This window comes from Paraburkholderia sp. XV, assembly GCF_020177535.1.
In the GTDB taxonomy this organism is placed as follows: Bacteria; Pseudomonadota; Gammaproteobacteria; order Burkholderiales; family Burkholderiaceae; genus Paraburkholderia; species Paraburkholderia caribensis.
This window is the reverse complement of record NZ_JAGUUD010000091.1, coordinates 1-24,198: the sequence shown is the minus strand read 5'-3', so window position 1 is coordinate 24,198 and position 24,198 is coordinate 1. Positions and strand designations below refer to the sequence as shown.

Here is a 24,198-nt window from a genome sequence, read left to right as displayed (position 1 = left end):
AAAACGACGTCTGTGAAAACCGTTGCCTGAATATAGACCGCATTAGCCGTACCCATAATTGACTAACACCATGCGTGACTTAAAATTCCTGATTAGCCGCTCATATGGTCAGCATGACGGCTGCGTCGACTGTGTCCTGATCGCCGCGTCTGTCGAACGCTCCGTTCGTATCCACGCTTAGTGATGCAAAGAGATGAATCCCGGCGAAGCTCCGATTGCTGAGATGCGGGCGGCTCTGGACAAGGAGTTCGATGTCCTGCTGCTGCCCGTCTCGCATCCTTCTCTCGGCCCCATTCGCATCGTCGACGATCTGTTTGCGATCGGCCGCAGCGAGGCGCCGTTTGCCGACTATCCGCGCGACCGGGTCATCAAACTTTCGCGGCGTCATGCGCGCATCTTTAGCGAGCATGGTGCGGTGTATGTGGCGGATCTCGACAGCAAGAACGGCACGACGGTCAACGGCGTCGCCGTGCGGATGACGCCGTCGCGGGTGCGGGCGGGAGATGAAGTGTGCTTCGGCGGTGATCTGACATATCGCGTCGCGATCGAGCCGCGTCCGTTCAGCTCGGCTTCCGCACGCGGCGTGCAGCATCTGACGATTACGCTCAAGCCCGAGCGTACGGATCTGGGGCTCGAACCCATCGACCTCATTGCATTTCCGTTTCTCGTCAGCAAGACGGACGAACTGTTCTCGCGCTACAAGGACCGCTATCCGCATCAGGTCAATTACATTTCCCGGCGCCACGCTCATATCTTCATGAAGGGCGGCGAACCGTGGATCGAAGATCTCGGCAGCACGAACGGCACGTTTCTCAATCACAAGCGTCTCGGCGAATCGGCTGTCGCGTTGCAAGACGGCGATACCGTTGGATTCGGCGGCGATCATTTCGTCTATCAGGTAGCGCTGCAAAAGTCGTTCGAAATCGAGCCTACCGTGACTCAAATGGTGCCGCCCGCCGCCGAACTGGGCGTTCCCGCAGCGCCTGTGCCCGCTGCGCCCGTGGCTGCTGCGCCCGTGGCGGCGATGCCCGCGGAAGATCCCGACAAGACCACCTTTGTCGGCGCGGCCCATTCGTTTCTCGACATCTTCTGCGTCGATCGCGCATTGCAGCGCGAAGACGAGGTGAATGAAAATGCACCGCCCTTGACACCGGACGAAGGGACGGAAGCCCAACCACGCCGTCCGCGCCGCCGCTGGCAACTGTTGATGCGCGAACTGACGCGCACCTTCGCGGCAGGCGACCGCACGACGATGCGGCGTATCGGCTGGGGCGGGCTGGCGGTGCTGGTGGTCGTGACGGGACTGGCCGTCACGCTGTACATGCGCGGCGCGGCGGAACGCGATATCAAGAGCCTGCTCGCGGCGGGAGAATACGAAGCGGCGGCGGATGTTGCCACGTCGTCGCTACAGCGCCACCCCGCGAGCGACGCAATCCGCGCGCTGGCCAGCGAAGCGCTGATGAAAGCGCGTGTGCCCGGATGGCTCTCGGCTTTGCAGGGGAAACAGTTCGATCGTGCCGCCGCGTTGATCGAAGGCATGCGCACGACGAGCCACAACAATCCCGATGCGCTCGCGTTGATCGATCAGTTGAATTGGGTTGGAGACCTGGAGCGTTTTGTCGTCGGACGCGGTGGCCCGGATGCGCCGATTCGCATCTATAGCGACGAGGACCGTATCGGCAATCTGCTCAAGCGTTGGGAGGACGATGCAAAGGGACATCAGCGGATTCTGGACCGCATTGCGTCGTACGTGCCTGAATTCACCGAGCCGTATGCGCAGGCGATGAGCCATCTGCGCAAGCTTCAAAGCGACGACTCCGTGTACCTCGCGGCAATCGACCGGCTTAACTCGACCATCGCGACGGAGCTGGGGCGCGACAAGCCCGATGCGCTGCCCGCCGTGCTGGACGATTACGCACAACGCTATCCACGGCTCGCCGGGCTGGATGCGCTGCGTAGCGACTTGCGCCAGTACACGGACATCTTCAAGGAAATGACGGCACGGCGCCTCGTTCCCCTGCTCGCATTGATGAAAAAGGCGCGCTTCAACACACCGCCGTTCAGGTCGCAATATGCGCAATTGAGTGCGAGCCGCTTGCCTTCGGCGGACGTCGTGACCAGGCACGACGCGGCGAGCGCCGCATGGCAAAGCGGTGATAGCCAGCAGGCGCTGGCCGGCTTGCAGGCAATTCCCGCTGGCCCCTGGTCCGATGTGATCGCAGCGGAGTTCGCACACAAGAAAGCGTTGCTCGACCAGTTCGCCGATTTGCAGAAAAGCCGTGGTGCGGGGGATCGCGACGACAAACTGCTGTCGTTTTACGCCAGTCTCGATCCCGTCGAAGACGTGTACTTCGTGCGGTCCGTTCAGGGCGACGTCAATGCACTGCGCGACAAGGCGCTGGCGCGCGCGCAAGATCAGATCGATCGCGCCCAGGGATTGTGGCGTCAGTATCGAGCGAATGGTTCGATCGGCGGCACGCAGCGTCTGGAATCCGGCATCTCCGGCGGCTTCCGCAGCCAGGCGCTGCTGCTGTCGGGCGCGAATACGGCGGCGCAACAGGGCATGCGCGTGTATACGCAACTGAAGGCGCCGCATCCGGCAGGCTCGGATCAGTTGCTCGAAGACATCGAAGCGGAGACGCAATTGCAGCGCCGCTCGCTGCAGGAATTGCGGATGGTGCTCGAACCCGGCTTGCTGAAATCGAAGCTTGCGTTGATTGGAGGCAGTGACGAAAGTGAAGCGCGACAATCACCCTAAGCCGCTTTATGAGGCGCTCGAAGATCACAGCGCCGAAGGCGTTGCGATTCTCACGGCGGAACCCGTGCGCATCGCGCAGGCGCTCGTGCTGACCATGGTCGCGCTGGTTGTCGCCGGGCTGATGTGGTCGTTCTTCGGGCGCGCCGACGTGATCGTCACGGCGCAAGGCACGCTCGCGCCGGAATCGGATGTGCGGCGCATTTATGCGCCGATCGACGGCGAACTCACTGATCTCTATATCGCCGAAGGGCAACCCGTATCGAAGGGTGATGTGCTCGCGCGGCTCAATGCGCGCGGCGCCATCGAAGCGGCAACCAATGCGCTGCAGGCACAACTGAAGCTCGACGACGCCGAGCGCGAATGGAAAGAGTTTCCGCAGAAGAAGGAATTGATGGAGCGCAAGGCGACTGCGCTCAAGGATCAAATCGAAGTGGAAGAGCGCCTGCACGAGAACCGCATTTCGGAAGGTACGACCAAGCTTGCGGAAGGCCAGAAAGCGCAACTCGAAGAAGCGCGCAGCACGCTCGACAATGCGCGCCGCGCGCGCGACGCGGCGCGTCAGGAAGCGGACAAGTACGCGCGCCTGTTCGCGCAGCCCGGCGGCGGGGGCGTCGCCGAACTGCAGGTCGAGGCGAAGCGCAACACCGCTCTGGAGGCGGAAAACGCGTACCGCGTCGCGCAATCGCGGCTCGCTGAACTCGATTTCAAACTGAGTCACGAATACGCCGAGGCCAACGCGCAGCTCGAAACGAGCGGCCAGCAGTCGACGAAGCTGCAGCTCGAATACGACGATCTGATCCGCGACATCACCAGCACCGAAGAGAAACTGCGCCTGCAATTGCAGACGGCGCGCCTCGTCGCGGACGCGGCCGCGCGCATCCGCTTCGAGAACATCGACAAGGACAACTTTCTGCTGATACTCGCGCCGGCTTCGGGCGTGATTACCGACGTGACGTCGACGCAAACGGGCGACAAGATCCAGGCGAATGCGCCGCTCGGCGGTATCGCGCCGAAGGACGCGCGCCCGGTGCTGAAGATCGAAATTGCCGAGCGCGACCGCGCGTTCCTGCACGAAGGCATGACCGTCAAGATGAAATTCAATGCGTTTCCGTATCAGCGGTATGGGCTGATCAACGGCACGCTCGCGTACATCTCGCCGGCAACCAAGCCATCGGCGCAGGACAAGCAGCCTGTCTATGAAGGCCGCGTCCAGCTCGACAGGAATTATTACCAGATCGCGGAAAACCGCTATCCGCTGCGGTACGGCATGACGGCGAGCGCCGAAATCGTCGTGCGCGAGCGGCGGCTGATCGATCTTGGGCTGGACCCGTTCAGGCAACTGGCCGGATAGCTTCAAAAGCACTCATTGCAACGCAAGCGTAGCCGAAAGTAAAACCGCCAGCCGCCCGTTCGTTCGGGCCGTCACTAGAGGAGCGGACGAGATGACCGCGATCGTACGAATCGATGATGAAGTCGTGGATGTCGGCGAATTCATACGTCTACTGAAACTCACGGGCCAGTTCGAAAGCCTGATCGAGCAGATGGTGCGCGACAAGCTGACCGTGCACGCCGCGAAGAAGCACGGCGTGACCGTGAGCGCCGACGAGATACAGGAGCGCGCCGACCAGTTCCGGCGCGTGCGCGGGCTGCATCGCGCGGCGGACATGAACCAGTATCTCGACACGCTGAGAGTCGGTCTCGACGAGTTCGAGACGTTCATCACCGACAGCCTGTATCAGGAAAAGATGCTCGACAAGGTGGGTAGCGAAGCCGAGATCGAAGAGTACTTTTCGATGAATTCGCCGAAGTTCGATGCCATCGAGGTCAGCCACATTCTGCTCGACGACGAAGGCAAGGCGAAGGAAATGATCTCGTACCTGCGCGACGATCCTGACGCGTTCGCGGAAATGGCGCGCGAGCATTCGATTGCCGATACGAAAGACTCGGGCGGCGTGATCGGAAAAGTACTGCGCGGGTCCCTGAAGCCCGATATCGAGGCGAAGATTTTCAACGCAGCAGTGGGCGATCTGCTTGGACCGTTTGCCTCGCTGGACCGCTCGTGCTTTGAGATCTTTGCGGTGACGGCGAAGTATCCGGCTCAACTCGACGAGGACGTCGCGTCGGAAATCAAGCGGCTGTTGCGAGAGCAATGGCTGATGACGCGCGCGCAGGAACACATTATCGAAGCGCTCTGATCGACGCGCGCTGCTGCCGGGGAACCACGCATCATGGATGCACCGCAAACCACGCCTTCCATCGCCGATTTCCTCTCGACGGTCGAGATCCTGTCGCCGTTTACGCGCGAAGAACTCGAACGCCTCGCGGAGCACGTGCAGTCGCGCTTCTATTCGTTTGGTGAAACGGTGTGCAACGCGGGCGATCCCGCCGATGGGCTCTGTGTGATCAAGTCCGGCTCAGTGCGTATCTTCACCGAAGAGCACGGCAAAGAGATCAGCATGGGCGTGCGCAAAGCGGGCGAAGTATTCGCCGACATTGCGATGCTGCGCGCGTATTCGCATGAATCGTCGGTGCGCTCATCGGGAAAGACCGAGCTGCTGTTCATTCCGCGCGCCGCCATCGAGCCGATCGTCGCCGGCAATCAGGCGGCGCTGGCGTTCGTCGCGAGCTACGTGGCAATCAACTCGGCGGGCGGCTTCGTCGCGCAGTTATTCGATTTGCGCGGCAAGCTGAACAAGCAGGAACTCGAGGAATACGTGCGCAGCGTCGGTGTCAAAAAAGTCAGCGCGGGCAAGGAGATTCTCAAGCAGGACGCGCGCGACGACCGCCGGCTGTATGTCGTGCGGCAGGGCGAGGTGCGGATCGTGCGCAACGAGGACGGCACCGACTATACGCTCGCCACATTGCGCGAAGGCGAAATCTTCGGCGAGAAGGCTTGCCTGATGCGACAGGAGCAGACGGCATCGGCCATTGCGACGACGGACACGCGGCTGCTCGTGATTCCCGAGCGCACGGTGCATTTCATTCTGGAGCGCAATCCGAAGCTGCGCGAAGTGCTCGACGAGCGCATCAAATACGCCGATCGCGAACTGGACCGGCAAAAGCGCATCGAGCAGCGCCGCAAGCGGCCTCTGCGGCTCGACCTGCACACGAAGCCCGAACTCGGCGAGCGCGTGATACGGCGCTTCGGACTTGTCGAGCAGGCGGAGGAAATGGATTGCGGCGCCGCATGTCTTGCGATGATCTGCAAGCACTACGGTATTCCGATGACGCTCGGCAAGCTGCGCGAACTGGCGAACGTCACGACGCAGGGTGCGACGCTCGACAGCCTGGCGCGAGCGGGCGAATCGCTCGGCTTCACGGCGCGCGGCGTGCAGTGCACGTTCGACTCGCTGCGCGGCTTCGACCTGCCGTTCATCGTGCACTGGGAAGGCTATCACTACATCATCGTGTACGGCGTGTCGAAAAGTCATGTCTGGCTCGCCGATCCCGCGCTGGGATTCCGCAAGCTGAGTCTCGAAGACTTCGAGCGCGGCTGGAGCGGCACGTGTCTGCTGTTCTCGGCGGGGCCGAATCTCGTGCAGCTGTCCGCGTCGCGCTCGCCGTGGCTGCGCTTCGTCGGCTATCTGACGCCGTATAAAAAGATTCTCATGTACCTGTTCCTCGCGACCTTCGTGATCCAGGTGCTGGGCGTGATTCCGCCATTGATCATTCAGAACATCCTTGACGGCGTGATCGTGCATCAGAACGTCAGCCTGCTGCATCTGCTGATACTCGGCCTGATCATTTCGAATGTGTTCTCACAGCTGATGTCGATGGTGCGCGCGTACCTGTCGAACTTCATGGTGCGCAACATGGACTTCGCGATGATGTCGCAGTTCTTCAGGCACACCATGTCGCTGCCGTTCTCGTTCTTTGCCAAGCGCAAGACGGGCGACATTTTTGCGCGCTTCCAGGAGAACCAGACGATCCGCGCGTTCCTCACCGAATCGACGGTGACGACGGCGTTGAATCTGCTGATGGTATTCATCTACTTCGCGATCATGTTCTTCTATAACGCGAAGATGACATTCGTACTGATCGCGTTCGTCATTCCGATCATGGCGCTCACGCTGATCGCCACGCCGAAGATCAAGAACTACGCTCGCGAAACATTTTCGGCCGGGACGGATTCGAAATCGTTCCTGATGGAGGCGTTGTCGGGTGTCGAAACGGTGAAGGGCATGGGCATCGAACGGCCCGTGCGCTTGCGCTGGGAAAAGAAATACGCAAAGGCCCTCGAAGTCCAATACCGCGCTCACGCGTTCAACATCGTGATCGGCTTTATCAGCCAGTTGCTGAATGCCGCGACGACGATTGCGATTCTCTGGGTCGGCGCGAATCTCGTGCTCGCCCGCGAAATGACGATCGGCCAGCTGATCGCGTTCAACGCGTTCATGGGCAGCGTGCTGACGCCGTTGATGGGGCTGGTGGGCTTGTGGAGCATGCTCAACGACGCGGGCGTCGCAATGGAACGTTTGGGCGACGTGCTCGATATCGAGCCGGAGCAGAAGCCAGAAGACCTGCCGTCGCGCGTGATGCTGCCCGACCTGCAAGGCGAGATCAGCCTGAACGGCGTGTACTTCCGCTATGGCGAGGAAGAGAGCGCCTACGTGCTGGAGAACATCAGCTTCGACATCAAACCGGGCGAACTGGTGGCGATCGTCGGGCGCAGCGGTTCGGGCAAGACCACGCTCGCGAAGCTGCTGGTGGGCTTTTACACGCCGAGCGACGGCAAGATGATGGTCGACGGTTACGACATGAATGTGATCGACAAGGCGTTCTTCCGTGCGCAGATCGGTTATGTGATGCAAACGAACCTGCTGTTTTCCGGCACGATCGCAGAGAACATCGCGAGCGGCGACGACACGCCGGACCGCCGCCGCATCGAGGAGGTGGCGAGGATGGCCGACGCTCACGCGTTCATCGCCAAGCTGCCGCTCGGCTACGAACAGGTGGTCGGCGAGCGCGGCATTGGTTTGTCGGGCGGCCAGATTCAGCGGCTGTGCATTGCACGCGCGCTGTATCACGATCCGCGTCTTCTGGTATTCGACGAGGCGACGTCCGCACTCGATACGCAATCGGAGAGCAATATCCTCGGCAACATGCAGGAAATCCTCAAGGGACGCACGGCCGTCATCATCGCGCACCGGCTGAGTACGATCATGCGCGCCGACAAGATTCTCGTGCTCTATGAAGGCGCGATCGTCGAGCAGGGGCGTCACGAGGAACTGGTCAACCGGAAGGGCATGTACTACCAGCTCGTCCAGAAACAGTTGAGCGCCTGATGAAAATACTCGACCAGCAGCCTGACGAAACCGGCTCCGCCATCTCTTACGCAGGGTTGATCGAGAAGATCGAAATTCTGCGCTCGACGCTGCGCTGGTCGTCGCGGCTCGAACGCTCGGATATCGAAAAGCTCCTGAAACAGGCGAGTTCGTTGCGTGACGAAGTGATGCAAATGTCGCACAAGGAGCGCTTCGTGCAGGCGGCCGTGGTCGAGCCGATGCGCGGCGACCTCTCGCGCGGCGCGCGGCGGCAGGCGTTGCTCGCGCGCAGCTTTATTTTCGAAGGCACGTTCGGCGATAACCCGAAGTTGCTGGAATCGCTCGAAATCGCCGAGAAAGCGGCGCCGACCGATCTCCCCGTTCTGATCGACGGCGAAAGCGGCACGGGCAAGGAACTGATGGCGAAGGTCATTCATGCGAACGGCAGCCGCTCGGACAAGCCTTTCATCTCCGTGAATTGCGGCGCGATTCCCGACAACCTGCTGGAGTCGGAACTGTTCGGCCACAGAAAAGGCGCATTCACGGGCGCGACCAACGACCGCAAAGGCAAATTCGAAAGCGCGCATACGGGGACGATCTTTCTCGACGAAATCGGCGAATTGCCTTTGACGGGGCAGGTGAAACTGCTGCGCGTGCTGGAAGCGCATGAAATACAGCGCGTGGGCTCGGACGAGCCGATCGGCGTCGATACGCGCATTGTCGCCGCCACCAATCGCAATCTGCGCAAGCTGAGCGAACAGGGCACGTTCCGCGAAGATCTCTTTTACCGGCTGAGCGTGATTCACGTGACCTTGCCGCCGCTGCGCGAAAGGCGCGATGAAATTCCGCTTCTGATCCAGTACTTTGGCGACGAGGCGGCGGGCGCGCTCAAGCGCCGTCCTGTGAGAATCACCCCTAAATTGCGGGACTTTCTGCTGACCTATGCATATCCGGGCAATATCCGCGAATTGCGCAACGTGATGTACCGCATCTCGTGCCTCGCGGGCGACATCGCGGATGTGGATCATTTGCCGGTGGATATGCGGCCCACGGCACCCGTTACGTCGTCGATATTCGGCACGGCGGGCGAGGCCGCGAACGGCACGGCGAGCGTGACCAATCTGTTGTCGTTGAGCGATGCGAAGCGCGCCGCCAGCGACGAAGCGGAAAAAGCTTTCTTGCAACGCGGCTTGCAGGAAGTGGGCGGCACGGTCGCCGAACTGGCGCGCCGCGTCGACATGAACCGCTCCCATCTTCAGATGTTGCTGAAGAAGCACGGACTGCATTCGAAGGACTTTCGCCGCGCGCATGCACAGGCCAATGCGCGCAAGGACGACACGGAAGAGGACGACGAAGCCGAGCTGCATTGAAGCAACGGCTGGCAATGCGGATCAGGGCGACGGGTTCAACAAGGTTTTGTCCGACGCTTGCGGATCTTCCGCCTGCACGACGACAGCCGTGATGTTGTCGCGGCCGCCGCGCGAGAGTGCGATATCGACGAGTTCATCGGGCGCGTGCAGACAATCGACGCTCGCGAGCGTCTGCTGGATTTCCTCGTTGGTCAATTCGTTGCTGAGGCCGTCGCTGCACAGCAGGAACACGTCGCCGTCCGCGACTTCGATTGCGTCTTCGTCGAGCTCCAGATGATCGGTTGCGCCGACGGCGCGCGTGATGATGTTGTGCGCAGGATGGTGGCGGGCTTCTTCCTCGGTCAGATGACCGGACTGCCGCAGCGCTTCCACCTGGCTGTGATCGCGCGTCAGCTGCCGCAATTGCCCCTGGCGCAGCAGATAGATGCGGCTGTCGCCTGCCCATAGATAGCCGCAGAAGCGGTCGCACGCGAGCAGCACGACGACGGTCGTGCCGATGCGCTGCACCTGCCTGCGGCTTGCTTCGTCGCGCAACTGACGGTTCGCATCCTGCAGACGCGTGCGCGCTTCGGCGATGCAATGCTTGATACCCGCCTGTTCCGGCAACTGGCCGAGCGTTTCCACCACGAGCTGGCTCGCGAGATCGCCGACGTCGTGCCCGCCCATGCCGTCAGCCACGGCCCAGCGGCCGCGCTGCGGTTGATCGAGGCAGGCGTCCTCATTGATCTCGCGTACCCGGCCCGTGTCGGTGCGCGCCGCCGACGCCCACCGGAATTGACTGGTACAGGTCACGGTATCTAAGCCAGGTTCGTACTGCGTGCGTCAGGAGATACGTTGATGTTCGAGTTGTTGCCCGTGTTGTTCACTTCAACATTCTGGAACTGATTGATCATCTGGTTAGCATAGAAGTTGTTCGTGACGTCGTACAGGTTGACGACGGGTCCAACGCTCGGCGTTTCGTGCACATACGGTGTGATCCAGCCGAATACCCACGGCGCACCGCCGCCGCCGCTGATCGCGGCCATCGCCTTGCGATCGAGAGCGAGGTTGTGCGAAAGGTCGCTGATGGTGATGGAAGCCATGGTGTGTCTCCAGAATGGCCGCCCGTCGCGCGGCGCGAAGTCAAGGGAAGTTGCGCTATGACGTGCAAGGGCCGTGCCAATGTGGGGCCTGCCTGTGCGCGCTCGCGTGGCTCCTTGCTGGGCGTGGGATAAAGCGGGCACATACGCGCGCGCGCCGCGCGCGAGTCCTTTGGGACGTTGGCCGTCGTCCAACAGCGCGCCGCTGCGAAAGATGGGGGAACCAACACATTTTCGCCGCGCGATGCACAGGCGCGCGGAGCGAAAAGTGGTGGTGGTCGCACGACACAACCGCCTGAAATTCTGTTGGGTGTGTCCCTACACAGGCCCCCTGCAAAGTGCCTTGTCTGTGTGAAATATTGCGGTAAATCAACGGCTTAGATAGCCTGGTCCGGATGATGCAAAAGAGCCAGCAACAGTGTTGGCCTTTTGAACCGGATACCTGAGCAAAGCCATGAACCGCAACCTCCAACAATCTCGCAATGAACAAGGTGCAAACCGCGCGGCTGCTTACGCATCGGCTGATGTGGTGCTCGACGGTTCCAGCGACGAACCCGCCCTCGGTGCCCACCTGATCACCCAACGCCGCGGCTACGAACATCACGGCATTTACGTCGGTGGCGGCAAGGTCATTCACTACGCAGGTTTCGCAAAGTCCGCGCATCGCGGTCCCGTCGAAGAAGTGGCGCTCGAAGCCTTCGCCGATGGTCACGCCGTTGCCGTGCGCCCGCATCCGTTCCCGAAGTACACCGCCGAACAAACCGTGCTGCGCGCCCGCTCGCGCCTCGGCGAAAACCACTATCGCCTGCTGACGAACAACTGCGAGCACTTCTGCGCGTGGTGTCTGCTCGGCGAAAGCCGCAGCGAACAGGTCCATGCATGTCTCACGCATCCGCGCGCGGGCATGCATGCGCTGCTGTGCCTCGCCAGCGCTTTTGTCGGCAACCGGATGAAAATCGGCCGCGCCGTTGTTAACGCAGCATGAGCGTCGCAATTGAACAGCGACATTGAAGTTCGAAACGTTTAATGCCGTAAAAGCAGTCAGCAAAGCGAAGGAGACCACCATGAGCCCGACCGGAAAAACACTGCACTGGGCCGTCGACAAATGGCTCGCGCCGACTCCCGCGATGCCCGCGCGCGTGGTGCGCTTCTGCCGTACGCAGATGCATCGCCGCTGCGTGTGCGTCGAGGCGGTGCGCCCCAACGGGTTGCTGTCGATTTTCTTTTTCCGTCACGACGACGGTTCGTGGAATGTGTTTCCGCCCGCCGAAACACGGCCGGCGATGTCTGCGTGGAGGACTGCGTGATGAAAAACGGCAACCCGGCGTCGAGCGCCCGCGGCGCGCGTATCGAGCGGCTCGCGCTGTGCGGCGCGCAATCTATCCGCCAGGCTGGCAGAAGCGCCGCCCCGGCACGTGCGACATTACGGCTTCGGCAATCTGACGAGGCGTGCTCTCGGCAGGCACGACGCGCCGGAAGGATTCAACGTCGTGCCTGAAGGTCCATTCGACGAGCCGGAACGAGCGGCCCCACGGGTGCTGCATCGGCGGCGAGACGGTGCAACTGCGGATGGTCAGCGTCTGCGCGTTGCCGTGCAGCGCGCGTAGATGTTCGAACACCGTGTCCTCAACCATCGTGTCTCTCCTGCCGGGGATGCCCCGCCGGTGGATAAAAAATACCGCCGGTACGCAAGCGGCACAACAGCTTTGCATGGGACCAGAATAAGGCGCTAAAGCGCCAACTCCGGTCGACAGGGAATGTCGAGTGGCATCTTCACAGCAAAGAATTAAACGAAGCTTAAGACACGTGGTCCTATTCTTTCCCGTCCTTAAATATGGCTCGCTGGGGCCAGCGCATGCGTGCCGTTCGCGCAAGGCGCGGGACGGAAAGGCTATAAACGAAGCGTGAACGCGACCGGGCACGACGCATCCATCCGTTGATATCGCGTCGGTACTTGACGATTCTTTACGACAGGTCACGCCATTCGCCGGAGAATATCCGACCCGGCGCGCCTGGTGCGCCGGGCGCGTGCCGACGCGATGCCTCGCCCAACGCTTCCGTTCACCTTTATGCCACCGACCTTCGATCCATTCCTGAGCTTCCTCCGCCGCGCGCTCGCCGCGCAGTCCGAGGGCGACGTGCGCGCGCGTGCGTTGTGGCTCGAAGCGGCGTCTTGTCTACACCCGGCGGATAGCATGTCGATCGACCAGCTGATGCTTGAACTGCTCGAACAGGAAGACGTCGCGCGAGCCATCGGGCTCGTCGAAACGATCGCGCAACTCGAGCCGCACAGCGCGGCGGCCAGCGTGCGGCTCGGCTACGCGCTGCAGATGGCGAACCGGCATCGCGACGCGCTCGCGCCGTATCGCCACGCGCTCGCGATCGACCCTGCGTACCCGCAATTGCGCAAGAACCTCTCGATCGCGCTGAACCGCACGGGCGGCGATCCCGCCGAAGAGCGGCAACTGCTCGAAGCGGCTGTCGCAGCGGACCCATCTGACTTCGCGCTGTGGATCAACCTGATGAGCGCGCGGCGCGCCTGCTTCGATCTCGACGGCGCGCTTGCGGCGGCGCGGCGCGCCGTCGAGATCGACCTGCGCAGCGCCGTGGCGCATGGCAATCTCGCGCAGGCGCTCAAGGAAGCGCAACGTTGGGACGACGCGCTGACGCATGCGACGACGGCATCTGAACTGGCGCCCGACAACGCATCGATGCGCACAGGGCTTGGCGTGCTGCACCTGCTGCGCGGGAGCTATGCCGAAGGCTGGCCCGCGCACGAGGCGCGCTGGAACGATCCCGCCAGCATGCTGGTGAACGGGCGTCCGCCATTCGGCAAGCCGCAGTGGCGCGGCGAATCGCTTGGGGGCAAGACCTTGCTCGTGTGGGGCGAGCAGGGCATGGGCGACGTGCTGCAGTTTTGCCGCTTCATGCCGCTCCTCGCGCAGCGCGTGCATCGCGAAGGCGGGCGTATCGTGTGGAACTCGTTTCCGCAGATGGGCGCGCTGTTGCCGCGCAGTTTCGGCGCGCATGTGGATGCGTATTCCGCCGCGCGTGAAGTCGAAGCCTTGCCGCCGTTTGATTTCGAATTGCCGCTCGTCAGCGCGCCGCTGATGCTGGACACGCGCATCGAATCGATTCCGTCCGTGGTGCCCTATCTGCGCGCGGACGCGGAGTTGCGCGACGCATGGCGCGCGCGCCTCGCCGGCGAAAAGCGTCTGAAGGTCGGGCTTGCATGGACGGGCAGCTTGAATCACGGACGCAACCGCTTCCGGCGCGTCGGCGCGCAGCGCTATGCGCAGGCGTTTCGCAACATCGACGGCGTGGCGTTTTATTCGCTGCAACCCGGCGCCGCGGCTGACGTCGAGGCCGCCCGCGCAGCCGGCCTGCCGATGCACGACTTCACGCAAGAATGGCGCAGCTTCGACGATACGGCTGCGTTCGTCAGCGAGCTCGATCTGGTGATCAGCGTGTGCACGTCGGCGGCGCATCTGGCGGGTGCGCTCGGTCAGCGTACGTGGGTCCTGCTCGACGTGAATCCGTACTGGACGTGGTTGATCGACAGGCGCGACAGCCCGTGGTATCCGACGGCTACGCTGTACCGGCAGCGGCAGTTCGGACAATGGCAGCCGGTGCTGGACGACGTCGCGCGCGATCTGCGCGCGCTGGCGAAACCCCGCGCATGAGTTGCCGCGCTACACGCCGGGCGCGTGCGCCGCTTCCGAAGCGGGCGCCGTCACAGGCGCGTCGGGCGGCACGCCGAGCAGTTGCAGCGAGCCGCCCGTCACCGCGCTGAACACGGGACCCGCCACCGTGCCGCCGTAAAACGCGCGTCCCGCAGGATCGTCGATCATCACGGCCACGACCAGACGCGGATCGCTCATCGGCGCCATGCCGACGAACAGCGACCGGTAGCGGCCTTTCGCGTATCCCGCGCCGACCTGCTTGCGCGCCGTGCCCGTCTTGCCGCCAATGCGATAACCGTCGACGTTCGCCGCGCGCCCCGTGCCGCCTTCGCTCGTCGCCATTTCGAGCATCGAGCGGATCGCTGCGGCCGTGGCGGGCATCGTCACGCGCTGGCCGTCCGGCGCGGCGCGCGCAGGGTCGATCAGCAGCGTGGCGGGGTGCATCGTGCCGTCGCCCGCGTAGGCCGTGTAGACCTGCGCGATCTGCAGCAGCGACGCCGACAGGCCGTAGCCATAGGCCATCGTCGCCTGCTCGATGGGCCGCCAGCGCGCGAACGGTCGCACGCGGCCCGCCGCGACGCCCGGAAACGTCAGCTTCGGCGCGCGGCCCAGTCCGTACTCCTGATACTTGTTCCAGATGGTTTCGGCGGGCAGGTTCAGCGCGAGTTTGGCGAGCGCGATATTGCTCGACTTCTGCAACGCTTCCGCAATCGTCATGCGTCCGTGGTTCGACGTGTCGTGGATCACGCTCGGGCCGATCTTGTACCAGCCGGGCGCCGTGTCGATCATCGTGCCAGGCCGCACCAGGCCGCGATCGAGCGACAGCGCGACCACCAGCGGCTTGATCGTCGAACCAGGCTCGAACGTATCGACGACCGCGCGGTTGCGCAACTGGCGGCCCGTGAGCCGTGAGCGGTCGTTCGGGTCGAAGCTCGGATAGTTCGCGAGCGCGAGAATCTCGCCGTTGCGCGCATCGAGCACGACGACGCTGCCCGCCTGCGCGCTGTGCTTCGCGACGGCCGCCTTGAGTTGCGCATACGCGAGCTGCTGGATGCGGCGGTCGACGGTCAGATGCACGGTCGCGCCGTGTTGCGCCGGCGTCAGCGGGCGCGTGTCCGACACCACGCGGCCGAGCCGGTCGCGGATCACCTCGCGCTCGCCCGGTTCGCCCGTGAGCAGGTCGTTGGCGGCGAGCTCGATGCCTTCCTGGCCGTTGTCCTCGATATCGGTGAAGCCGACCACGTGCGCTGCCGATTCGCCCTCGGGATAAAAGCGCTTCGAATCCGCAATGCGCGTGATGCCCGCGAGGTTGAGCTTGTCGATATGCGCGGCCGTTTCCGCATCGACCTGGCGCTTGAGCAGCACGAAGCTCTTGTTGCCGGATACGCGCTGCGTGAACTCGGCAAGCGGCATGTCGAGGAGCTTCGCCAGCGGCGGATACGCGGCTTCGGCGAGCAGTTTCGGTGACGCCCAGATTTCGTAAGTGGCGAGACTGACGGCCAGCATCGCGCCATTGCGGTCGACGATGCGCCCGCGCGTCGCGTCGAGTTCGATGGTGCGCTGATAGCGCTTTTGTCCCTGTTCGACGTAGAAGTCCTGATTGACGATCTGCACCCAGAACGCGCGGCCGATCAGCGCGGCGAACGCCGCGAACACGAGGATCACGATCAGCTTCGAGCGCCACATCGGCAGACGCGCGACGAGGACGGGATTCTTCGCGACGGGCGCGTACGGATCGTGATTTTTCTTGCGGAACATGAGGGCGAAGCCGGCCGCTCTGACAACCGGTCCACAGTGAACGTGGATCAGATTGTAATAAGAACGTAATCTGAGCGCGAGCTTCGAGAAAGGTTTTTGCGCGGCGGGCGGGATTCAGAGGCCGTGCCGATTGTGGTCCGGCGCACGCAGCCCGCAGGGCCGCGTTGAAAAAGCCGTCTCCGTCGCCCGTTCAACTGATGCGTCGTCTCCGACGCGGCGTGTTAACGAGGCGCTCGATGAGCGCCTTCTTTTTATTGTCTACCGCGCCGGGCAGGGCTGCAGTACTGTCAGGCGGGCAGCGAGAAGCTTGAAATCGCCTCGCGCAAGCCGCCGACCTGGTCTTTGAGCGAATGGGCGGCCGCCGCTGCCTGCTCGACGAGCGCCGCGTTCTGCTGCGTGACCTGATCCATTTCGCCGACGGCTCGGTTGACCTGCTCGATGCCCGCGCTCTGCTCGCGCGACGCATGGCTGATTTCCTCGAGAATCTCGTTGACGCGGCGCACGGAGGCGACGATCTCGCCCATCGTCGAGCCGGCGTTCGCGACCAGCGCCGCGCCTTCCTCGACGCTGCCCGTCGACGTTTCGATCAACGCCTTGATTTCCTTTGCCGCCGTTGCCGAGCGCTGCGCGAGGCTGCGCACTTCCGCTGCGACGACCGCGAAGCCGCGGCCCTGTTCGCCCGCGCGCGCCGCTTCGACGGCGGCATTGAGCGCGAGGATGTTGGTCTGGAACGCAATGCCGTCGATCACGCCGATGATGTCGCCGATCTGCTTCGAGCTGCTCGTGATGTCGCCCATCGTGCGGACCACGTCGTCGACCACCCGGCTGCCGCGTTTCGCGATGTCGGCGGCCTCGCTTGCGAGCCCGGCGGCTGTCGCGGCGCTTTCGGCGTTCTGCTTCACGTTCGACGTCATCTGGTCCATGCTCGATGCCGTCTGCACCAGCGCGGCCGCCTGTTCTTCCGTGCGTTGCGACAGATCGGTATTGCCTGCGGCGATTTCGCTGGCGCCGACGTTGATGTTCTCGGTGCCGGCGCGCACGCGCGAGACGGTATCGACCAGACCGTTTTGCATGGTGTGCAGCGCGTGCAGCAGGCTCGCGCGGTCGTTGTGCGCGAGCGGCACGGGTGTCGCCAGGTCGCCGCGCGCGATCCGCTGGGTTGCTTCGACGGCCACTTCGAGGTCGCCGCCGAGCGTGCGCTTCACGCTGCGCAGCACGAGCACCATCACGAGCGTCGCGATGCCGCCCAGCACGAAGGTGATGGCGAGCCAGCGCCCGAGATCGACGTAGAACGCTTTCTGCACGTCGTCCATGTACATGCCCGTGACGAGCACCCAGTCCCACGGCGTGAAGCGCATCGCATAGCTGGTCTTCGGGACGGGCGTGTCGCTGCCCGGCTTCGACCACAGGTAGTCGACGAAACCGCCCTTGCCCTGGTTCGAGGCGTTGACGATATCGACGAACAGGTGATTGCCCGCCGGGTCCGTGAAGCCCGACAGGTTCTTGCCGACCAGCGCCGGCTTGAACGGATGCATCAGCATGACGGGCTGCGAATCGTTGACGGACAGATAGCCGTCGGTGCCGTAGCGCAGCGCGGACAGCGTGTCGAGCGCCTGTTTCTTCGCGTCGGCTTCACTCATCGCGTGCTGCTGCGACAGCGTGTAGTAGCGGTTGACGATCGAATTGGCCTGTTCGACGAGCGTAGTCAGCTGATCGCGGCGGTCGGCGATCATCGACGAGCGGCTTTGCCACGCGCCGAACGCGCCGATGAGAACGAGGCCGATCCACAGGATGGCGATCATCGAGGCGAGTTTCTTGTTCAGAGTCATGGTGTGCTTTGCTTGCGGCGGCTGGGGTTGCGTGTGACGGTCTTCGGGTTTTGTGCAGGATGGCGGCAGATACAGGCGATGCCTGACAGGGTTTACGACCGCCGCAAACGCTTGCAGCAGCCGGGGAAACCCCTAATGAGCACGGCGCGTATTGGTATGACGAGAAAATGGGCGCTAGCGCGCCCGGCGGGATGGAAGGCGATGCGCGGGATCAGATGGGACGGTCGCGTTTGACCGCTTTCAACCAGGCTTTCGTTTTCTTGATGTCGTCGAACACGGGCAGATCGTGTTCGATCTCGTGCACCATGTGCACGCGCTGCGCGATCTCGCCGTCGAGATCTTCCATCGCGAAGTCAGGCGATATGCGAGGGCCGTGCGGAAAGCCGAATGCGCCCCTGAATTTTTGTTCGACATCCGAGAGTTCGCGATCCAGTTCGCCGAGCTGCTCGCGCAACACCTCGTTGTAGTGCGCGAGTTTTTCTTCGCTGATGCCATCGATTGTCTTCTGGTCGATATGTTCGAGTTCCAGTTGCAACTCCAGTAGCTGCAGAAGCTTGCGCTTCGCGTACGCCTCGTTGACCCGTTGCATCAGCACGGTCTTGCGTGCGCGCTCCTCGGGGTCGTGCTCGCGATCGGGATGCAGCGCGCTCGCCAGCTTGCGGTAGACATCGCGCAGCGACTGGCTGATTTCCGCCTTCGCCGCTTCCTTGCGCGCTTGCGCGGCGAGCTGCTTCGGCGTTGGCTTGCGCTTCGCACGGCGCTCCTCGCGCGCCTGTGCTCTTTCGGCTGCTTCCGTGCGCAGTTTCGCGAACTGTTCGGACGCGCGCTTCAAGAACTCCTGTGGAGAGATCACGTCGTCTTCGAATTCGACGCCGAGCATCTCTTCGATCGCCGCTTTCATGCCTTCGAGGTCGATATCGGCCGGCTCGCCGTCGCCGGGCGAAGCATGCCGGTCGTGGATCGACTGCAAGATGTCGTCGTCGTGAAGGCGGATCATTGGCTGCAACAGGTCGACGATCAGTGCCGAGACCGTTCGACGGTCGACGGCATTCAGGCCTTTATCGCCATGGACCGCGTCGAGCCGGTGAATCAGCTTCACCTGCGCGTCCCGCGAACGCTTCCGGAGCGGGACGAGCACGTCGACATATTTCTTCTGGAAGACGGGCGTGAAGCTTTCCCATTGCGCGAGCCGTCCACGCCGGTTTTCGATCTGCTTGACGAGTGAATTGAAGTACCTCTGACCCTTCGATCGATGCGCCTGTTGCTTTTCCGGCGCGATCGTCACTGATCGGCTTGCTGCTTTCCTCACGAAATCGTGCCTCGCATTAACTGAAAGCGCAGAATACCCTTTCATCGGCTGAAACAGGTGAATCAGCGTCGTTTGCAAACAAAATCACCACATTTTTCAAATTAATTCCATCAATTGCCAAAACCGGCCCGGCTGGTCTGCAATCCGTTCTCAATTCCGATATAGTCGCCATTTTTGGCTCGCCGGGACGCCTTCGCGCACAGCGCGCAAGCCATTTCGAATGCCGGATTAAAAGAGCCAATAAGCCAATTAACCCTTTCCCTGGAAATCGAATGCGAGCAATCATTCTTGCCGCAGGCCTCGGCTTGCGACTCCAGCAACCGCCGGGGGAGCAGTTTCCAAAATGTCTGTTGCGCTTTGACGGGGTCACGCTGCTGGAGCGCCATCTGCAGATGCTCGAAGCCATGGGCGTCGATGAAGTCGTGCTCGCGCTCGGCTTTCAGCCGGAACAGGTCGAAGCCGAACTGACGCGGGCCGGCCGCAAGGTGCCCGAGATCAGGCTCAATCCGCGCTTCGATCTGGGCAGCGTGCTGACCGTGCACACCGTCGCCGATGCCCTCACGCGCGGCGGCGACGTGCTGCTGATGGACGCCGACGTGCTGTACGACGAGCGCATGCTGGCCGCGCTCGTGGCGGGTGAGCACGCCAATCGCCTGCTGATCGACCGCGACTTCGAAGCGGGCGACGAGCCCGTCAAGCTGTGCCTGAAACAGGGCGTGCCCATCGAATTGCGCAAGCAGCTGGCCGTCGGCCTCGACTACGACACGATCGGCGAATCGGTGGGCTTTTTCCGCTTCACCGAGGCCGCTGCCCGGCGCTTCGCGGAGATCGTGGCGGGCTATGTCGATAGCGGCCGCGCGAACCTGCCGCACGAAGAAGCCATGCGCGACCTGCTGCTGGAGCGCAGCCACGCATTCGATACGGCCGATGTCACCGGCCTGCCCTGGATCGAAATCGATTTTCCCAACGACGTTGCGCGAGCAACTAAAGAAGTCCTGCCGCAATTGCAGCGGCCGGCTTTGCATGAAGCGCTGAAGCGCTAACTCGGGCCGAAATCAGGAGCCACACAATGAACGCACGCGAACCCTCATTTGTTTCCACTCTGTCGCGCAGCGCACGCTTGCGCCAGATGCTCACCAGCAACGAACTCGAATTCCTGATGGAAGCGCACAACGGCATCTCCGCACGCATCGCGCGCGAAGCCGGCTTCAAGGGCATCTGGGGCTCGGGCCTTGCGATCTCCGCGCAATACGGTGTGCGCGACAACAACGAAGCGAGCTGGACGCAAGTCGTCGATACGCTCGAATTCATGGCTGACGCGAGCGACCTGCCCATTTTGCTCGACGGCGACACCGGCTACGGCAACTTCAACAACGTGCGCCGCCTGGTGCGCAAGCTGGAGCAACGCGGCATCGCGGGCGTGTGCATCGAAGACAAGGTGTTTCCGAAGACGAACAGCTTCATCAAGGGCGAAGCGCAGCCGCTCGCCGATATCGACGAGTTCTGCGGCAAGATCAAGGCGGGCAAGGACTCGCAGACGGACGAGCATTTCTCGATCGTCGCGCGCGTCGAAGCGCTGATCGCCGGCTGGGGCATGGACGAAGCGTTGAAGCGCGCCGAAGCGTATCGCCAGGCGGGTGCGGATGCGATCCTGATCCACAGCAAGCTGTCGCGCGCCGACGAGATTCTCGAGTTCGCGCGCGAATGGGCAGGCCGCGGTCCGCTGGTGATCGTGCCGACCAAGTACTACAGCACGCCGACGGAAGTGTTCCGCAAGGCGGGCATCAGCACGGTCATCTGGGCGAATCATCAGATTCGCGCGGCCACTTCCGCGATGCAGGCGGTCGTCAAGGAAATCTACGAGAGCCAGACGCTCGTGAATGTGGAAGACCGCATTGCGACCGTCAATGAAATTTTCCGTCTGCAGGATGCCGACGAGTACTCGGTAGCGGAAGAGCGTTATCTGTCGTCGTCGCGTGTGGCGAGTTCGGCCGTGGTGCTTGCCGCGAGCCGCGGCAAGGGCCTGGAAGCCGTGACGACGGATCGTCCGAAGGTCATGCTGCCCATTGCGGGCAAGCCGCTGCTGCGCTGGCTCGTCGACGCATTCAAGAAGCAGGGCGTCAACGACATCACGGTGGTGGGCGGCTATCGCGCCGACGCGATCGACACAGCGGGCATCAAGCTCGTGGTCAACGAGCGTCACGAGCAGACGGGCGAACTGGCGTCGCTCGCGTGCGCGGTCGACGGCTTGCAGAACGACACCGTGATCTCGTACGGCGACCTGCTGTTCCGCAGCTACATCGTGCGCGATCTGGTGGATAGCGAAGCGCTGTTCAGCGTGGTCGTCGATTCGACGACGGTAGCCGAAGCGGGCGCGACGAACCAGAGCGTGCGCGATTTCGCGTGGTGCTCGGCCGCCGACGATCGCGGCCTGTTCGGCAACAAGGTGCTGCTGCGCCGTGTGGCGAACAACGAAGCCGACGTGAAGGGCGAAGCGCCACACGGCCGCTGGATCGGTTTGCTGAACGTGCGCGGCGCGGGCCGCGAGCGTCTGCAGGCGGTGATGAACACGCTGCGCGCGCGCCCCGATTTCGATTCGCTCGACATGCCTGCCCTGTTGAATGCGCTGATCGAAGCCGGTGAAGAAGTCGAAGTGCAATACGTGCATGGCCACTGGCGCGGTGTGAACGACCTCGAAGACTTCCGTCGTGCGGGCGACTTCGCGCACGAAGCGACGCCGCTTGCGAAGAGCGATGCAGCGGGAGGCGCGGCGCAATGATCGAGGCAGCACAGTTCGTCGAGGCGGCGCGCGAGCGCGGCTTCGACTGGTATGCGGGCGTGCCGTGCTCGTATCTGACGCCGTTCATCAACTACGTGCTGCAGGACCCGAAGCTGCATTACGTGTCGGCGGCGAACGAAGGCGATGCGGTCGCGTTCATCGCGGGTGTCACGCTCGGCGCGCAGAATGGCCGTCGCGGCGTGACGATGATGCAGAACTCGGGCCTCGGCAACGCGGTGAGCCCGCTCACGTCGCTGACGTGGACGTTCCGCCTGCCGCAGCTGCTGATCGTCACGTGGCGCGGCCAGCCCGGCGTCGCGGACGAGCCGCAGCATCAATTGATGGGCCCCATCACGCCGGCGATGCTCGACACGATGGAGATTCCGTGGGAGACGTTCCCGACGGAAGCGGAAGCGATCGGTCCCGCGCTGGACCGTGCGATTGCGCACATGGACGCGACGGGCCGCCCGTATGCGCTCGTGATGCAGAAGGGCAGCGTTGCGCCATACGAGCTGAAGGACTCGGGCCGCGCGACGAAGCGCGACGTGCGTGCCGCGCGTGACGTGTCGCGTGCTGTTGCCGCCGACGCCTTGCCGACGCGCAATGAGGCCTTGCAGCGCGTGATTGCGCATACGCCGGTGAACTCGACGGTCGTGCTTGCATCGACGGGATTTTGCGGGCGCGAGCTTTACGCGATCGACGACCGGCCGAACCAGTTGTACATGGTCGGCTCGATGGGCTGTATTACGCCGTTTGCGCTGGGGCTCGCACTGACGCGGCCGGACCTGCATGTCGTCGCGCTCGACGGCGATGGCGCGGCGCTGATGCGCATGGGCGTGTTCGCGACGCTGGGCGCATATGGTCCGTCGAATCTCACGCACATTCTGCTCGACAACGGCGCTCACGATTCTACCGGCGGCCAGTCGACGGTCTCGCCGCAGGTGTCGTTTGCGGGTGTCGCGGCGGCGTGCGGCTATGCGTCCGCGGTCGAAGGCGATGACGCGGGCCTGATCGACGAGTTGTTCGCGTCGCCGCTGCTTGACGGCCCGCGCTTCGTGCGCGTCGCGATCCGCCGTGGCACGCCTGACGGCTTGCCGCGCCCGACCATCACGCCGCCCGATGTGAAGACGCGCCTGATGCGCCATATCGCCACTGCCGGCTCGAACGAAGGAGCACGTTGATGCTGCTGATGAATCCAGGCCCTGTCACGCTGACCGAGCGTGTGCGTAACAGCCTGCTGCAAACGGACTTGTGTCATCGCGAGAGCGAGTTCTTCGACTTGCAGGACGAAGCGCGCGCGCGTCTGGTCAAACTGTACGACCTCGACCCTGCGCAATGGAGCGCCGTGTTGATGACGGGTTCGGGGACGGCGGCGGTCGAGAGCATGATCGCGGCGCTGGTGCCGGAGAACGGCAAGTTGCTGATTGTCGAGAATGGTGTGTATGGCGAGCGTATTGCGCAGATCGCGGCGCAGTATCGCATCGCGCATAGCGTCGTGAAGCATGAGTGGATGCAGGCGCCCGATCTGGCGAGGATTGCGGCTGCGCTCGATGCCGATAAGGCGATTACCCATGTTGCCGTGATTCATCATGAGACGACGACGGGGCGTTTGAATGATCTCAAGGCGCTGGCGGTGGTTTGCCGCGAGCGCAATGTGAAGATGCTGGTTGATGGTGTGAGCAGCTTCGGTGCTGAAGAGATCGATTTCGCTGAAGGCACGATTGTGGCTGTTGCCGCGACGGCGAATAAATGTCTGCATGGCGTGCCGGGTGCCGCTTTTGTTATTGTGCGGCGGGATGCGTTGGCGGCTGCTGCGAGCCGGACTTATTATCTCGGGCTTGTGCGGCTTGCCAGTTTGCAGGATCAGCGGAATACGCCGTTTACGCCTTCTGTTCACGCTTACTATGCGCTTGTGGAGGCGCTGCGCGAGCTTGATGAGGAAGGTGGTTGGCGGGCGCGGCATGCTCGTTATCTGGCTCTCGCCGAGCAGGCTCGGCAGGGGCTTTTTGCGCGTGGGATTGGGAGTGCTTTGCCAGCGGCTGAGTCTTCCGTTGTGCTGCGGGCTTATAAGTTGCCGGACGGCGTTTCTTATGAGCGGTTGCATGATGCGCTTAAAGCGCGCGGCTTTGTTATCTATGCCGGGCAGGGTGGATTGTCCAAGGAGCTTTTCCGGATTTCTACTATGGGGGATATTCATTCTCCTGATATCGAGCGGCTGCTTGTCAGTTTTGATGAGTTGATGCGGTAAGCGGTTTTTGCCTTTGCTTTTGTCTTTGCTTTTGCTCTGCGCTGGCAGATGCGGTTTGCCTTTGCTCTCGCTGGCATCCGCGAATTGTTAGCGTGCTTCAGGCGTCGCCCCTGTGCGGGGC

General features: G+C 62.8%; 18 protein-coding genes. 12 read left to right on the top strand and 6 right to left on the bottom strand.

Annotation, left to right across the window (positions count from 1 at the left end):
* Nucleotides 1–193: 193 nt before the first annotated feature.
* From KFO72_RS31250 to KFO72_RS31230, 5 genes are all read left to right on the top strand, one after another.
* Nucleotides 194–2,758, top strand: coding sequence for an FHA domain-containing protein (locus tag KFO72_RS31250; RefSeq protein ID WP_225033736.1), 2,565 nt, complete (start codon nucleotides 194–196; stop codon nucleotides 2,756–2,758).
* Complete coding sequence (locus KFO72_RS31245; protein WP_054933651.1) at nucleotides 2,736–4,109, top strand: HlyD family efflux transporter periplasmic adaptor subunit; 1,374 nt, start codon at nucleotides 2,736–2,738, stop codon at nucleotides 4,107–4,109. The genes KFO72_RS31250 and KFO72_RS31245 overlap by 23 nt, the downstream gene beginning before the upstream one ends.
* Before the next feature lie 91 nt (nucleotides 4,110–4,200).
* A complete protein-coding gene (locus KFO72_RS31240) occupies nucleotides 4,201–4,953 on the top strand; it encodes a peptidylprolyl isomerase (protein WP_054933638.1) in 753 nt (250 codons plus the stop codon).
* Nucleotides 4,954–4,986: 33 nt separating this feature from the next.
* On the top strand, nucleotides 4,987–8,043 hold the full coding sequence (locus tag KFO72_RS31235; RefSeq protein WP_054933639.1) for a peptidase domain-containing ABC transporter: 3,057 nt from the start codon (nucleotides 4,987–4,989) through the stop codon (nucleotides 8,041–8,043).
* Complete coding sequence (locus KFO72_RS31230) at nucleotides 8,040–9,392, top strand: sigma-54 interaction domain-containing protein (protein WP_054933640.1); 1,353 nt, start codon at nucleotides 8,040–8,042, stop codon at nucleotides 9,390–9,392. Before KFO72_RS31235 ends, KFO72_RS31230 begins: the two co-directional genes overlap by 4 nt.
* A 21-nt stretch (nucleotides 9,393–9,413) precedes the next feature.
* Here the strand turns inward: KFO72_RS31230 and KFO72_RS31225 are convergent, their stop codons facing one another.
* Nucleotides 9,414–10,184 carry a PP2C family protein-serine/threonine phosphatase gene (locus KFO72_RS31225; RefSeq protein ID WP_060605313.1) on the bottom strand — a complete coding sequence of 257 codons (771 nt, stop codon included), beginning with the start codon at nucleotides 10,182–10,184 and terminating at the stop codon, nucleotides 9,414–9,416.
* A 5-nt stretch (nucleotides 10,185–10,189) separates the two neighbouring features.
* Nucleotides 10,190–10,474 (bottom strand): hypothetical protein, encoded by a 285-nt coding sequence (locus KFO72_RS31220; protein ID WP_035997411.1) that lies wholly within the window; start codon nucleotides 10,472–10,474, stop codon nucleotides 10,190–10,192.
* Between the two features lie 451 nt (nucleotides 10,475–10,925).
* Here KFO72_RS31220 and KFO72_RS31215 point away from each other — a divergent pair, with 451 nt between their 5' ends.
* Nucleotides 10,926–11,456: a lecithin retinol acyltransferase family protein gene (locus KFO72_RS31215; RefSeq protein ID WP_054933642.1), complete on the top strand. Its 531-nt coding sequence runs from the start codon at nucleotides 10,926–10,928 to the stop codon at nucleotides 11,454–11,456.
* A gap of 79 nt (nucleotides 11,457–11,535) precedes the next feature.
* Entirely contained in the window at nucleotides 11,536–11,778 is a 243-nt protein-coding gene (locus KFO72_RS31210; RefSeq protein WP_036001582.1) for a hypothetical protein, read from the top strand.
* A gap of 72 nt (nucleotides 11,779–11,850) precedes the next feature.
* Here KFO72_RS31210 and KFO72_RS31205 read toward each other — a convergent pair whose 3' ends face one another.
* Nucleotides 11,851–12,105, bottom strand: coding sequence for a DUF2866 domain-containing protein (locus KFO72_RS31205; protein WP_007581331.1), 255 nt, complete (start codon nucleotides 12,103–12,105; stop codon nucleotides 11,851–11,853).
* Between the two features lie 435 nt (nucleotides 12,106–12,540).
* Here KFO72_RS31205 and KFO72_RS31200 point away from each other — a divergent pair, with 435 nt between their 5' ends.
* Complete coding sequence (locus KFO72_RS31200; RefSeq protein WP_225033735.1) at nucleotides 12,541–14,154, top strand: tetratricopeptide repeat protein; 1,614 nt, start codon at nucleotides 12,541–12,543, stop codon at nucleotides 14,152–14,154.
* A gap of 9 nt (nucleotides 14,155–14,163) precedes the next feature.
* On the opposite strand, the gene KFO72_RS31195 is transcribed toward KFO72_RS31200, so the two are convergent.
* The 3 genes from KFO72_RS31195 to KFO72_RS31185 form a co-directional block, all read right to left on the bottom strand.
* On the bottom strand, nucleotides 14,164–15,912 hold the full coding sequence (locus tag KFO72_RS31195; RefSeq protein ID WP_225033734.1) for a peptidoglycan D,D-transpeptidase FtsI family protein: 1,749 nt from the start codon (nucleotides 15,910–15,912) through the stop codon (nucleotides 14,164–14,166).
* A gap of 287 nt (nucleotides 15,913–16,199) precedes the next feature.
* Entirely contained in the window at nucleotides 16,200–17,741 is a 1,542-nt protein-coding gene (locus KFO72_RS31190; RefSeq protein ID WP_054933646.1) for a methyl-accepting chemotaxis protein, read from the bottom strand.
* 211 nt (nucleotides 17,742–17,952) lie between these two features.
* Nucleotides 17,953–19,050, bottom strand: coding sequence for a J domain-containing protein (locus KFO72_RS31185; protein ID WP_225033733.1), 1,098 nt, complete (start codon nucleotides 19,048–19,050; stop codon nucleotides 17,953–17,955).
* Nucleotides 19,051–19,322: 272 nt separating this feature from the next.
* On the opposite strand from KFO72_RS31185, the gene KFO72_RS31180 reads away from it, so the two are divergent.
* The 4 genes from KFO72_RS31180 to KFO72_RS31165 are packed head-to-tail and all read left to right on the top strand — an operon-like array spanning nucleotide 19,323 to nucleotide 24,077.
* Nucleotides 19,323–20,093 carry an NTP transferase domain-containing protein gene (locus tag KFO72_RS31180; RefSeq protein WP_225033732.1) on the top strand — a complete coding sequence of 257 codons (771 nt, stop codon included), beginning with the start codon at nucleotides 19,323–19,325 and terminating at the stop codon, nucleotides 20,091–20,093.
* Nucleotides 20,094–20,119: 26 nt separating this feature from the next.
* Nucleotides 20,120–21,829, top strand: coding sequence for a phosphoenolpyruvate mutase (aepX, locus tag KFO72_RS31175; protein ID WP_054933648.1), 1,710 nt, complete (start codon nucleotides 20,120–20,122; stop codon nucleotides 21,827–21,829).
* Complete coding sequence (gene aepY / locus KFO72_RS31170) at nucleotides 21,826–23,010, top strand: phosphonopyruvate decarboxylase (RefSeq protein WP_060605324.1); 1,185 nt, start codon at nucleotides 21,826–21,828, stop codon at nucleotides 23,008–23,010. The genes aepX and aepY overlap by 4 nt, the downstream gene beginning before the upstream one ends.
* Complete coding sequence (locus KFO72_RS31165; protein WP_060605327.1) at nucleotides 23,010–24,077, top strand: 2-aminoethylphosphonate aminotransferase; 1,068 nt, start codon at nucleotides 23,010–23,012, stop codon at nucleotides 24,075–24,077. The genes aepY and KFO72_RS31165 overlap by 1 nt, the downstream gene beginning before the upstream one ends.
* The last annotated feature ends 121 nt before the right edge of the window (nucleotides 24,078–24,198 follow it).